General features: G+C 64.2%; 12 protein-coding genes. 3 read left to right on the top strand and 9 right to left on the bottom strand.

Going from position 1 to position 13,052, the window contains the following annotated elements; all coding sequences use genetic code 11:
- Positions 1-7 precede the first annotated feature (7 nt).
- Positions 8-640: a class I SAM-dependent DNA methyltransferase gene (locus tag NKI63_RS19150; protein WP_352506950.1), complete on the bottom strand. Its 633-nt coding sequence runs from the start codon at positions 638-640 to the stop codon at positions 8-10.
- Positions 641-745: 105 nt separating this feature from the next.
- On the opposite strand from NKI63_RS19150, the gene NKI63_RS19145 reads away from it, so the two are divergent.
- On the top strand, positions 746-1,648 hold the full coding sequence (locus tag NKI63_RS19145; RefSeq protein WP_352506949.1) for a phosphotransferase: 903 nt from the start codon (positions 746-748) through the stop codon (positions 1,646-1,648).
- Here the strand turns inward: NKI63_RS19145 and NKI63_RS19140 are convergent.
- From NKI63_RS19140 to ilvD, 3 genes are all read right to left on the bottom strand, one after another.
- Positions 1,645-2,568, bottom strand: coding sequence for a DMT family transporter (locus NKI63_RS19140; protein ID WP_352506948.1), 924 nt, complete (start codon positions 2,566-2,568; stop codon positions 1,645-1,647). The genes NKI63_RS19145 and NKI63_RS19140 overlap by 4 nt on opposite strands.
- A gap of 218 nt (positions 2,569-2,786) precedes the next feature.
- Entirely contained in the window at positions 2,787-4,061 is a 1,275-nt protein-coding gene (locus tag NKI63_RS19135; protein WP_352506947.1) for an amidohydrolase family protein, read from the bottom strand.
- A gap of 27 nt (positions 4,062-4,088) precedes the next feature.
- Entirely contained in the window at positions 4,089-5,933 is a 1,845-nt protein-coding gene (ilvD, locus tag NKI63_RS19130) for a dihydroxy-acid dehydratase (protein WP_352822863.1), read from the bottom strand.
- A gap of 288 nt (positions 5,934-6,221) precedes the next feature.
- On the opposite strand from ilvD, the gene NKI63_RS19125 reads away from it, so the two are divergent.
- Positions 6,222-6,695, top strand: a complete 474-nt coding sequence (locus NKI63_RS19125) for a VOC family protein (RefSeq protein ID WP_352506944.1) — start codon at positions 6,222-6,224, stop codon at positions 6,693-6,695.
- Positions 6,696-6,865: 170 nt separating this feature from the next.
- On the opposite strand, the gene NKI63_RS19120 is transcribed toward NKI63_RS19125, so the two are convergent.
- From NKI63_RS19120 to NKI63_RS19110, 3 genes are all read right to left on the bottom strand, one after another.
- Positions 6,866-8,458 carry a peptide chain release factor 3 gene (locus tag NKI63_RS19120; protein ID WP_352506942.1) on the bottom strand — a complete coding sequence of 531 codons (1,593 nt, stop codon included), beginning with the start codon at positions 8,456-8,458 and terminating at the stop codon, positions 6,866-6,868.
- Between the two features lie 86 nt (positions 8,459-8,544).
- Positions 8,545-9,462, bottom strand: coding sequence for a haloalkane dehalogenase (locus NKI63_RS19115; protein ID WP_352506941.1), 918 nt, complete (start codon positions 9,460-9,462; stop codon positions 8,545-8,547).
- A gap of 4 nt (positions 9,463-9,466) precedes the next feature.
- On the bottom strand, positions 9,467-10,057 hold the full coding sequence (locus NKI63_RS19110; RefSeq protein ID WP_352506940.1) for a TetR/AcrR family transcriptional regulator: 591 nt from the start codon (positions 10,055-10,057) through the stop codon (positions 9,467-9,469).
- Positions 10,058-10,173: 116 nt separating this feature from the next.
- Between NKI63_RS19110 and NKI63_RS19105 the strand changes: the two genes are divergently transcribed.
- Positions 10,174-11,250, top strand: coding sequence for an NAD(P)/FAD-dependent oxidoreductase (locus tag NKI63_RS19105; RefSeq protein WP_352506939.1), 1,077 nt, complete (start codon positions 10,174-10,176; stop codon positions 11,248-11,250).
- On the opposite strand, the gene NKI63_RS19100 is transcribed toward NKI63_RS19105, so the two are convergent.
- Positions 11,244-12,617 (bottom strand): amidase, encoded by a 1,374-nt coding sequence (locus NKI63_RS19100; RefSeq protein WP_352507001.1) that lies wholly within the window; start codon positions 12,615-12,617, stop codon positions 11,244-11,246. The two genes, NKI63_RS19105 and NKI63_RS19100, sit on opposite strands and share 7 nt — an antisense overlap.
- A 168-nt stretch (positions 12,618-12,785) precedes the next feature.
- Positions 12,786-13,001 carry a DUF6356 family protein gene (locus tag NKI63_RS19095; RefSeq protein WP_023717932.1) on the bottom strand — a complete coding sequence of 72 codons (216 nt, stop codon included), beginning with the start codon at positions 12,999-13,001 and terminating at the stop codon, positions 12,786-12,788.
- Positions 13,002-13,052 lie beyond the last annotated feature (51 nt).

Below are 13,052 nucleotides of genomic sequence, written 5' to 3'. Positions count from 1 at the left end.
TTCAGCCTCAGTTCACGATGAGCACCAGCCCCCGGCTAGGCACCGTATCGGCCTCGCCTGGCATCGAGACATAGGGCGGCGTCTCCTCGGCGCGGGTGACGATGCCTTGCGCCTCGAGCTCGGCGATCCGCGCGGCAAAGCCCGTGTCCCACAGCGTGTTCTTCACCGTCAGTACGATCACTCCGCCCGGCCGGCAGATGCGGATCAGCTCGTCCAGCCCCTCGGCTCCGACATGGCCCGACGTGAAGACGCCGGCTGAGATGATCCCGGCATAGGCATCGTCCACGAAGGGCAGCGGCCCGCCAAGCGCCAGGCAGTGCAGCGCCGAATAGATACCTTTGCGCGCCGCTTGCGCCAGCATTCCTTCCGAGATGTCGAGCGCCTCGACCTGCGGATAACCGGTGATGGCGAGCCACTCGCCGATGAGCCCGGTGCCGGCGCCGGCATCGAGGAGAGGTGCGGCGCCGCGCGGCAGATGGCGGGCCAGCAAGGCAAGGCAGATGGTGGGATGGCGATAGCCGGCCGCCGACATGTCGGCGTCGTAAGTGCCGGCCCAGCTGTCGTAGAGCGCGGCTACGTCTTCCGGCCGCTTCGCCGCATAGGCTGCGGCGAGTGCGCTCTGCTGTTTGCTGTCCGTCATTGCTGTTTCGTCGCCCGGTATTGATCCGCTACGCGATGATAGCCAAACGGTGAAAACTGTGGAACCGTCGTCGCGACAATAAAGATGGGAAAAGGAGCGAAAGCCATGGCGGATGACCAGGCACGCGCCGCGCTTGCGGCAATTCCGATGCTGGCCGGCTATGACGGCCCGCTGGAACGGCTCGGCGGCCTGACCAACCTCGTCTTCAGAGGTAAGGATTTCTGCCTGCGTATCCCCGGCAAGGATACCGAGGAATACATCAACCGCGCCAACGAGGCAGTGGCGGCCCGGGAAGCGGCGAAGGCCGGCGTCAGCCCGGAAGTGCTGCATGTCGATGCCGAGACCGGCGTGCTGGTGACCCGCTTCATCGCCGGCGCCGAGACGATGTCGCCGGAAAAATTCAAGACCCGACCGGGCAGCCCGGCACGCGCCGGCAAGGCCTTTCGCAAGCTGCACACATCCGGCGCGGTGTTCCCCTTCCGCTTCGAGCTGTTCGCGATGATCGACGATTATCTGAAAGTGCTGTCAACCAAGGACGTCGCCCTGCCTGCCGGCTACCACGATGTGGTCCGCGAGGCGGAGGCAGTGCGCTCAGCACTTGCAGCTCAACCTCTGCCGATCGTCGCCTGCCACTGCGACCCGCTCTGCGAAAACTTTCTCGATACGGGCGACAGGATGTGGATCGTCGACTGGGAATATTCCGGCATGAACGATCCGCTCTGGGATCTCGGCGACCTCAGCGTCGAAGGGCAATTCGACGCCGCGCAGGACGAGGAAATGATGCTGGCCTATTTCGGCGGCGAGCCGAGACCGGCGGAGCGCGCCCGCATCGTCATCTACAAGGCGATGTGCGACCTTTTGTGGACGCTGTGGGGACTGATCCAGCTTGCCAACAAAAATCCGGCCGACGACTTTCGCGCCTATGCAGACGGCCGGTTTGCGCGCTGCAAGGCACTGATGGAGATGCCGGAATTTTCGCGGCATCTCGCAGCGGTGCGCCGGGGTTAATTCACACCCTTCGGCACGTTCTCGGGCGGCACCACGGTTTCGACCACCTTCTGGCGATGGAAAATGAACAGGCCGGCCAGCACGACGATGGCCGAGCCGATCAGGATGCGCGGCCCAGGCACATCGCCGAAGAAGGCGAGGCCGAAGACCACTGCCCACAACAGCAGGCTGTAATGCAGCGGCGCCAAGGTCGAGGCCGGCGCCAGCTTCAACGCCCTGGTGATCATCAGATGCGCACCGCAGGAGACGATGCCGAGAAGCAGCATGGCGCCGAAGTCGAGCGAGGACGGCGTCCTCCAGCTGCCGAGGGTCAGCGCAGCGCCGACCAGCAGCGTGCCGATGGTTTGCCAGGTGACCAGCGAAGTGTCGCTGGTGCCGCGGAGCCGCCGATTGAGGATGATGGCGAAGGCAAAGGAAATGCTGCCGGCGAGCGCGAACATCGAGGACAGCGAGAACGCGGCCGACGACGGCTTCAGCATGATCAGCACACCGCAGAAACCGAGCAGGATAGCCGCCCAGCGGCGCCAGCCGACCCTTTCGCCGAGCAAAAAGTGCGACAGCGCCGCGACGTAGATCGGCCCGGCCATGTAGAAGCTCATCACATCGGCGAGCGGCAGATAGACGACCGCCGCGTAGAACAGCGCCGTGTCAAGCGTCGTCATCACCACGCGCAGCAGCTGCAGCTCCGGCCGCTCCATGAGAAACAGCTTGGCCGCACCCTGATGGGCAATCATCGGCCCAAGTATGAAAAACGCGCCGATCGAGCGGATCAGCACGACCTGGCCGACGGAAAAACTGGCAACCAGCCACTTGCCCATCGCATCGTTCAGCGCAAACAGGAAATCGCCGGCGAGCATCAGCAGGATGCCGGCCAGCAGCACGTTCCTGATCGTCGAATTATGGGCTGCGGGCTGCGCCATTCCGTTACCGGTTCCTCGCCGTGGGGTACGGTGACCCGCGTCGTAGTCGCAAGCTGCGGCCGTGACGAGGCGAAAATCGAGAATTCGGTAAGACCAGCGCCGGAAATCGGCTGGACTAATGCATGTCGCGCAAAAGTGTGCAGCGGTTTTGCGACAACGACATGCATCAAAACAGGAACTTAAGCGCGTCGCATGAGGCCGGTCGAGCGCAACGCGCTTTAAGCGTGGCGCCGGTTCACCGTGCCCGGCCTTCCGGCGATCGAAAGCCGCGTGTCCTGCCGGCTGCGCTCGGCCACCACCTTGCCCCTGGCAATGACGCAGAGACGCTCTGGGCGCAGCCGCAGCGCCTCGACCGGGTTGCCGGCATCGAGAACGACCAGGCTGGCGCGCTTGCCGACCGCCAGGCCAAGGTGGTCGAGGCCCATGATGGCGGCATTGACGTTGGTGACCATGTCGAAGCAGCGCGCCATCTCTGCCGGGCTCGACATCTGGGCGACATGCAGGCCCATGAAGGCGACGTCGAGCATGTCTGCGGTGCCCAGCGAATACCAGGGGTCGAGCACGCAATCCTGGCCCCAGCCGACGCGGATGCCGTGCGCCAGCATCTCCTTGACCCGCGTCAGCCCGCGGCGCTTGGGAAAGGTGTCGTGGCGGCCCTGCAGCATGATGTTGATCAGCGGATTGGGGATCGCCGAAACGCCGGCCTCGGCAATCAGCGGCAACAGTTTCGAGACGTAGTAATTATCCATCGAATGCATCGATGTTAGGTGCGAGCCGGCCACTCTGCCCTGCAATCCAAGCCGCTGCGTCTCATAGGCAAGCTGCTCGATGTGGCGCGACAGCGGATCGTCGGTCTCGTCGCAATGCAGGTCGACCATCAGGCCGCGCTCGGCCGCGATCTCGCAGAGCTCGGTGACGGAGCGCGTGCCGTCGGCCATGGTGCGCTCGAAATGCGGAATGCCGCCGACGACATCGACGCCTATGTCGAGCGCCCGGATGGTGTTGCTGCGCGCCGTCGGCGAGCGATAGAAGCCGTCCTGCGGGAAGGCGACCAATTGCAGGTCGATATACGGCGCAACGGTCTTCTTCACGTCGAGCAGCGCTTCGACCGCCAGCAGGCGGTCGTCGCAAACATCGACATGGGTTCGGATCGCGAGCAGGCCCATCGACACCGCCCAGTCGCAATAGGCAAGCGCACGGTCGCGCACCGCCTCGTGGGTCAGAAGCGGCTTCAGCTCGCCCCAAAGCGAGATGCCTTCGAGCAGCGTGCCCGAGACATTGATGCGGGGAATGCCGAGCGAAAGCGTGGCATCCATATGGAAATGCGGATCGACGAAGGGCGGCGAGACCAGATTGCCACGGGCATCGATCGCCGTGCCGGCGCTGACGTTCAGCTCGGGCTCTATCGCTGCGATCGTTTCGCCGACGATGCCGATATCGGCGATCCTGCCGTCGGGCAGCGTGCCGCCGCGCACCACAAGGTCGAAATCCATCTATCGTTACCCCTTTGAAGAGTATGCCTATTCCGGCACGTACCGCACCGCCCCCTTGGCGGCACTTGTCGCCATCGCCGCATAGGCGCGCAAGGCCGTCGTCACCTTGCGCTTGCGCTTTTCCTCGGGCTTCCAGGCAGTTGGTCCCCTGGCCTCCATCGCCGCACGACGGCCGGTGAGTTCGGCGTCGTCGACGGCAAGCCTGATGGTGCGGTTGGGGATGTCGATCTCGATCGTGTCGCCTTCCCTGACCAGCCCGATCAGACCGCCTTCAGCCGCTTCCGGCGAGACGTGGCCGATCGACAGGCCGGAGGTGCCGCCGGAAAAACGACCGTCGGTGATCAGTGCGCAGGCTTTGCCGAGGCCCTTCGATTTGAGATAGCTGGTCGGATAGAGCATTTCCTGCATGCCGGGGCCGCCGCGCGGGCCTTCATAACGGATAACGACGACATCGCCGGCGTTGATCTCGTTCGACAGGATCGCCTTGACGCTGGCGTCCTGGCTTTCGAACACTCTTGCCGGACCGGTGAATTTCAGGATCGATTCATCGACCCCGGCCGTCTTCACGATGCAACCGTCGAGCGCGAGATTGCCTTTCAGCACGGCAAGGCCGCCATCCCTTGAGAAAGGATGTTCGGCCGAGCGGATGACGCCCGTCTCGCGGTCGAGATCGAGCTCGTCCCAGCGGCGGTCCTGGCTGAAGGCGACCTGCGTCGGCACGCCGCCAGGTGCCGCCAGAAAGAAGTCGCGGACATTCTGGCTTGACGTGCGGGAGATATCCCAATGATCGAGCGCTTCGCCGAGGCTTGGGGTGTGCACCGTCGGCAAGTCGCGGTTGATCAGCCCGGCGCTATCCAACTGGCCGAGGATCGCCATGATGCCGCCGGCGCGGTGGACGTCCTCCATGTGGACGTCGGCCTTGGCCGGCGCCACCTTGCACAGCACCGGCACCCGCCGCGACAGCCGGTCGATGTCCTCCATTGTGAAGTCGACCTCGCCCTCATGTGCCGCGGCGAGGATGTGCAGCACGGTGTTGGTCGAGCCGCCCATGGCGATATCGAGCGTCATGGCGTTCTCGAAAGCGCCCTTCGACGCGATGCCGCGCGGTAGCGCGGTGTCGTCGTCCTGCTCGTAATAGCGTTGGGCGAGATCGACGATCAGATGGCCGGCCTCGACGAACAGCCGCTTGCGGTCGGCATGCGTCGCCAGCGTCGAGCCGTTGCCGGGCAGCGACAGGCCGAGCGCCTCGGTCAGGCAGTTCATCGAATTGGCGGTGAACATGCCCGAGCACGAGCCGCAGGTCGGACAGGCCGATCGCTCGATGATCTTGACGTCCTCGTCGGATACCTTGTCGTCAGCGGCCGCGACCATGGCGTCGACCAGGTCAAGCGCCTGGCTCTTGCCGGCGAGCACCACCTTGCCGGCCTCCATCGGTCCGCCGGAGACGAAGACGGTCGGGATGTTGAGGCGCAGCGACGCCATCAGCATGCCCGGCGTGATCTTGTCGCAATTCGAGATGCAGACCATGGCGTCGGCGCAATGCGCGTTGACCATGTATTCGACCGAGTCGGCGATCAATTCTCGCGACGGCAGCGAATACAGCATGCCGTCATGGCCCATGGCGATGCCGTCGTCGACGGCTATGGTGTTGAATTCCTTGGCGACGCCGCCGGCCTTTTCGATCTCGCGGGCAACCAGCTGGCCTAGGTCCTTCAGATGGACATGGCCGGGCACGAACTGGGTGAAGGAGTTGACCACGGCGATGATCGGCTTGCCGAAATCCGAATCCTTCATCCCGGTGGCGCGCCACAGGCCGCGGGCGCCGGCCATGTTGCGGCCATGGGTGGTGGTGCGGGAACGGTAGGCGGGCATTGAACTGTCCTTGCTGTCTGTTCGCGCCGCACAGGCGCGGAAAACCGGAATTGAGCCGCAGGCCTTATAGACGCCAAGCTCTGGTCTGGCCACAATTTTGCGCTGCGCCAGGGCGCGGAACGAGCGCCAGCCAAAGACGCAGCCGGTCCAGACCGTAAAAAAGTCAGAGGTGCTGTCGGATCGGGTTTTGCTCGAGCGTCCTTGGGCAGACGGCGGGCCGGGCATCAATCGCCAGCCGGCCGTTTTGTGAGTGAAAACAAAGCCAAAACCAGTCCGAGGAGCAAGAGAATGCAAAAGATCACCCCCTGCCTGTGGTTCGACGACCAGGCCGAGGAGGCCATGAACCATTACATCTCCATCTTCAAGAATTCGAAGGTGCTGAGCGTGATGCGCTGGCCCAAGGGCAGCGGCGATAATGAGGGCAAGGTGCTGATGGTCTCATTCGAGCTCGACGGCGTTCAGTTCCAGGCGCTCAACGGCGGGCCGCAATTCAAGTTCACCCAGGCAGTCTCGCTCTCCATCGACTGCAAGACGCAGGACGAGGTCGACTATTTTTGGGACAGGCTCATCGCGGGCGGTGGCGAGCCCAGCCAGTGCAGCTGGCTGAAGGACAAGTTCGGCCTCTCCTGGCAGGTCGTTCCCGAGCAGTTGCCCAAGCTGCTGCTGGACCCCGACAGGGAAAAGGCCGGCCGCGTGATGCAGGCGATGATGCAGATGAGCAAGATCGACATCGCCAAGATCGAAGAGGCAGCCAGGGGGTGAACGAACGCGGTCTTGCCTTCCCCCCCTGTGGGAGAAGGTGGATCGGCGCGAAGCGCCGAGACGGTTGAGGGATGTTGGACGGAATGAGACGTTGGTGTTTCCTGGAACACCCCTCATCCGTCGCCTTCGGCGACACCTTCTCCCCCAAGGGGAGAAGGGAAGGGGCCGCATCAAGCCGCTTTGTCGCGGACTTGATAATCCTTCACCGCGGCAAAGCGGATCGCCTTCCAGCGTTCAGCCTCGTAGTTGAGCGAGAAGGCGTGCTGGGCGAGGAACACCGGATCGTTGTCGAGATCGCGGGCAATGTCGCCGCGATGCGCCTCGATGAAGCGCTGGAGCTCGGCCTTGTCGTCGGCCGAGATCCAGCGGCAGACCGAAAAGCGCGACATCTCGAAATCGACCGGCAGTGTGTATTCGAAGTTCAGCCGCTCTTTCAGGACATCGAGCTGCAGGGCGCCGACGACGCCGACGATGGCCGGCGAGCCGTCCTCCGGCGAGAACAATTGCACGACGCCTTCTTCGGCCATCTGGTGCAGCGCCTCCTTGAGCTTCTTGGCCTTCATCGCGTCGCCGAGGCGGACGCGGCGCAGGATTTCCGGCGCGAAATTCGGCACGCCGCGAAACAGGATCTCCTCGCCCTCGGTCAGCGTGTCACCGATGCGCAGCGTGCCGTGGTTGGGGATGCCGACGACATCGCCGGCGAACGCCTCGTCGGCCGTGACGCGGGTGCGGGCGAAGAAGAATTGCGGCGCCGACAGGCTCATCGGCTTTCCCGTGCGCACCAGCTTGGCCTTCATGCCGCGCTCGAGCTTGCCGGAGCAGACACGGACGAAAGCAATACGGTCGCGGTGGTTGGGGTCCATATTGGCCTGGATCTTGAAGACGAAGGAGGTCATCTTGTCCTCGGTTGCCTCGACCTTGCGCGTGTCGGCCTCCTGCGCGCGCGGCGGCGGCCCATAGGCGCCGAGCGCCTCGATCAGGTCGCGCACGCCGTAATTGCGCAGCGCCGAGCCGAAATAGACCGGTGTCAGATGGCCTTCGCGAAAGGCTTCCAGATCGAGCGGGCGGCAGGCCTCGCGCGCCAGCTCCAGCTCCTCGATGAAAGCCTCGCGCTCGTTCTCCGGCAGCAGGCCGGCGACGCGGTTGGAATCGGGACCGTTGACCGGCGTGCGCTCCTTTTCGGCGTCGCCCTTGCGCACAGCATTCAGTGCCAGATGGTAGGTCCCGGAAAAGGTCTTGCCGCGGCCGATCGGCCAGGTGATCGGTGCGGTATCAAGCGCCAGCTTCTGCTCGATCTCGTCGAGGATGTCGAACGGGTCGCGGCTTTCTCGGTCCATCTTGTTGACGAAGGTGATGATCGGGATGTCCCGCAACCGGCAGACCTCGAACAGTTTCAGCGTGCGCGGCTCGATACCCTTGGCGGCGTCGATGACCATGACCGCGCTGTCGACCGCCGACAGCGTGCGATAAGTATCGTCGGCGAAATCCTCGTGGCCGGGCGTGTCGAGCAGGTTGAAGACGGTGTCCTCATATTCGAAGGTCATCACCGAGGTGACCACCGAAATGCCGCGCTCGCGTTCGATCTTCATCCAGTCGGACCGGGTCTGGATGCGGTCCTTCTTGGCCTTGACCTCGCCAGCAAGCTGGATCGCGCCGCCAAACAAAAGCAGCTTTTCGGTGAGCGTTGTCTTGCCGGCGTCGGGGTGAGCAATGATCGCGAAAGTGCGGCGGCGCGATACCGCATCTGTAATCGTTTCGGACATTTTCAGGATTTCCGTGTGAGGCCGGGCTTCTAGCAGCGGAGTGCAGAGCTGTCGACCTCTCCGGCGGAGTGGCCACGCTCCCGGCTTCACGCCGGTTCGGCGGCATGGCTCTCGAAGGCTATCTCGGGAATCCACTCGGCAATGGCGGTACCGATCCTGTCGGCATGGTCCTCCTGCAGATAATGCGCGCCGGGTCCGAGATCGATCAACCGGCAGTTCTTCAGGCCCACCGCGAATTCCCGTGCCGCCTGCGGCGAGACGAGGGCGCCCGGATCGCCTGAGAAAAGCAGCTTCGGGTAGGAGGAAGCCCGGAGCGCCCGATGGTCGTTCTCACTGATGGCGGCGACGTCGGCGGGCTGGCCTTCGATCGGCAGGTCGCGCGGCAGCCTCAGGATCGGCTCGCGCGATCGCGGTGTCGGGAACGGCGCCCGATAAGCTGCCATTTCAGCATCGCTCATCGTGCGCAGAACCGAGGCCGGCAGCACCTTTTCGACGAAAACATTGTCTTCCAGAACAAGCTTCTCACCGATGCCAGGCGTGCGCATTGCCTTGAACAATTCGCGCGCCTGCGGACGCTGGTGGAAATCGTCCCAGCTCTCGAAGGGCCGGATGAATTCAATGAAGGCGAGGCCGAGGATCCGCTGCGGCCGCCGGGCGGCGAGATGGAAGGCAAGGGCGGTACCCCAGTCCTGCGCGACGACCACCATGTCGGTGATGCCAAGCGTCTCGATGAAAGCGTCGAGATACCGGACGTGGTCGAAGAAGCGATAGTCGATGTCCGGCTTGCCGGATTGGCCATAGCCGATCAGGTCGGGCGCTATGCAGCGGCCGAACGGCGCTACATGCGGGATGATGTCGCGCCAGATGTAGGACGACGTCGGGTTGCCGTGCAGGAAGAGTACTGTCGGGCCAGCCGTGCCTGCCTCGATATAGGAAATGGTGGAATCGAGTACCGCGACTTGCGAGCGCGGCAACATTCTGCGCTTTTCGAGTTTCGGGTTCATCGGATCAGCTCCTTTTTGCGAAGACTGTTTTGAAGACGATATTCTTGAAACGCTCGACCGGTTCGGGACTGCGCTCCACCTTCATGCGCAGCATCGCACCTTGCCAGGAACTCAAAAGGAAATCGGCGAGGTCCTCGGCATCGAATGCGTCGGTGATATCGCCGGCCGCCTGGCCTTCGGTGATGCATTCGGCGAACGGCTTGCGCCAGCGTTCGAAAATGGCGACGAGTTGCAGCCTCAGCGCCTCACTGTGAGCCGCCGTCTCGAGGCTGAGATTGCCGATCATGCAGCCCCGTGCCCAATCATGCGCCTCCAGCTTCGACGTGATGATTTCGAGATAGCGGCGCAAGCGCCCGACCGGGGGCGTGCCGTCCCGGGCAAGGGCCTGCTCCACCAAACCGCTCACATAGGCGAAATAGCGGTCCAGCACCTCGCCGGTGAACGCCTCCTTGGATGCAAAATGATTGGTGAAGGACCCCGGGCGGGCATCGGCCGCGGCGACGATGTCGCGTACGCCGGCGGCCGAATAGCCGGAACTCCAGATGGTCTTGAAACCGGCGTCGAGAAGTTTTTCGCGAAGTGAATGTCTAGCCATGCCGTATAATACGTACGTACGTATTAAAGTCAAGAAGCATGTTTTATACCGCGCGCTCTTGGCAGAACCCACGGGCAATGGCATCGCAGTGGTGGCGTTGGAACGAGGAGTGAAGCATGGCAGCGGCGAAACAAGTCATCGTCATCGGCGCCGGCATCATCGGCGCCTCCATCGCCTGGCACCTGACCAGGGCCGGAGCAAAGGTGACGGTCATTGCCGGCAGCGGTGCCGGCGGCGTCGCGACGCCGAATTCCTTTGCCTGGATCAATGCCAGTTGGGGTAATCCGCAGCCTTACTTCCGGCTACGGACTCGATCGATGGCCGAATGGACGCGATTGGCGAACGAGGTGCCGGGCATCCCGTTGCAATGGTGCGGTGGCCTGTGCTGGGACCTGCCCGCGGCCGAACTGGAAGCCTATGCCGCCGAACATTCCCTATGGGGCTACGGCATCGAGCGTGTCGACCGTGCCGGAGCGGCCCGCATCGAGCCCAATCTGGCCGAACTTCCCGACTTCGCCCTTTATGTCGCCAAGGAAGGTGTCGCCGAGCCGGTCGCCGCCACGCAAGCACTGCTGGCCGACGCCGAACGGCGCGACGCGCGGCTGCTGACGGGAGTTACCGCGACCGCGCTTGTGCAGGCCAACGGCAGGATTGCCGGCGTCGATACATCCGGCGGGCCGATTACTGCCGACGAGGTGGTGATCGCGGCCGGAGCCGGCTCTCCGGCACTAGCGGCAACAGCCGGGATAGAACTCCCGATCGAAACGCCGCCCGGCCTGATCGTGCATTCGCGCCCCTACGAAAAGCTGCTCAACGGGCTGGTGATCGGCGACCGCCTGCATATGCGCCAGACAGCGGGAGGCCGCGTCATCGCCGGCTCGGATTTCGGCGGCGCCGATCCCGGCATGGATGCCGCGGCCACCGCCCGCGACCTGTTTGCAGCGATGAAGGCGATGCTGCGCGGCGCGGATGGGCTGGAACTCGATTTCCACACCATTGGCTACCGGCCGACGCCGGTCGATGGCTTTCCCATCATAGGCCGCGCCGAAGGCACGGGCGGCGTCTACGTCGCCGTTATGCATTCCGGCATCACGCTGGCGCCGGCCGTCGGCCTGTTCGCCGCCCGCGAAATCCTCGACGGCGAGCGCGATCCGCTGCTTGATCCCTACGGACTGGCGCGGTTTACTCAATAACCGGGTGGGCGGCGAAAGCCGCCGGCCAGCGGCTCGATGGCCCTGGCGATCCCGAGCAGGCGCGACTCCGACCAGCGTTTGCCAACAAGCTGTAGTCCGATGGGCAGGCCGTCGCGATCCTGTCCGCAGGGCAGCGACAGTGCCGGATGGCCGCTGTAGTTGAACACCGCGCCATAGGCCGGCAGCATCCAGTAGCTTTGCTTCTCGCCGTCGACCTCGATCGGCGTTCCCGGCTCGCAATGCGGGAAGGCGGTGACCATGGCCACCGGGCACAGCAAGGCGTCGCAACCGTCGAAGAACCGTTCCCATGCCAGGATGGAGCGGTCGCGGCGGGCGAGCGCCTCGAACCAGCGCGAGACCGGCGTCGGCTTCTCCGGTGGTTCGGGCTGCGCCGCCTCCAGCATCATGCCGATCAGGACGCCGCCCTGCTTCAGGTCGTCGTGCAGGTCGAGCTCCGGCAATTCGGCTTCCTCGACGATGGCGCCCGCAGCCTGAAGCTCTTTTGCCAGACTTTCGACCGCCGCGCTGATCTCGCCGGCCACTGGAAAGCCCGGAAAGGACGGCGCGACGGCAATGCGCAAATTTTTGAGGTCCAGCTCAGGCATGGTTTCGACCGGGACCGGCGCAAGGTCGGTATCGCTTCCATCCGGCCCGGCAATGAGGCCGTAGATGAGCGCCAGGTCCTCGACGCTGCGCGCCAGCGGTCCGAGGCAGGACATCAGCCGCACGCTGCGCGGCGCCCCGCCTGGATCGGGGAAGGCGCCGGCGAGCGAGACGCGGTGCTCGGTCGGCTTGAGGCCGTAGACGCCACAAAAGGCGGCCGGCAGCCGGATCGAATCCTGCATGTCGGTGCCGACCTCGAACGGCGTCATTCCGGTGCTGAGCGCCGCCGCCGCACCGCCACTGGAGCCGCCGGCGGTGCGCTGGAGATCCCAGGGATTGCCGGTGCGGCCGAATGGCGGATTGCTCGACTGCCAGTCACCGAGCATTGTCGCCACGTTCGTCTTGCCCACCAGTATGCCGCCTGCCGCCTTTAGCCGGGCAACGACCGAACTGTCTGCCCTCGGGGCATAGTCGGCGAAGGCCGGGAAGCCGACGGTGGTTCTCATGCCAGCGGTTTCGTGCGTGTCCTTCAGTGTGAACGGCAGGCCATGCAGCGGCCCAAGTGCCTCGCCGCGCGCCTGCGCTTCGTCGGCTTTCTTCGCTCGAGCGCGAGCCTCCTCCCTGTCGAGCGTGACGACGGCATTGGCCGCCTCATTGTGCCTGTCGATCTGCGCCAGATGCTCGTCCAGCACTTCTATTGCGGAAACCGTACGGTCGCGGATGGCCGCGGCCAGTTTGGTGGTCGAGGAAAAGACGATATCCATCATGACCGCTCCGGGCTATCGCGTCGCGCTCCTCAAAATGGTGGATTGCGGCGCGGCTTCAAGCCTGGCTCGGCATTTTGACGACGGCGGCGCTTGATCGGATTGCGCTGCCGGGATTTGTTGAGGGGGCGCTGTACCGCGGCCTCCCGCGATCGGCACCTCTACGGCTTACCGTCCCCTGTTATGCGTCCGTTCGTAGAGCTCACGGATGATGCCGCTTGCCGTGGTCTCGAACAGAAACGGCAAGAAAGCATGAATGAGCGCGGCAAAGGCCGCCATGAACAATCGCGACGAGAACCATGCGGCGAAAGCCATATGGCCGAAATAGCTCTCGCCGACCGCGGCCGGGTGAGAGGTGAAAAGTCTTGCGAGCCGTGCTGTCATGTCGATCCCTCCTGCCGGCATGAAGAGCCAGCGATGAATATCCTGCCACGG

This window comes from Mesorhizobium sp. M0410 (assembly GCF_040321435.1).
In the GTDB taxonomy this organism is placed as follows: domain Bacteria; phylum Pseudomonadota; class Alphaproteobacteria; order Rhizobiales; family Rhizobiaceae; genus Mesorhizobium.
This window is presented reverse-complemented; position numbering and strand designations above follow the sequence as displayed.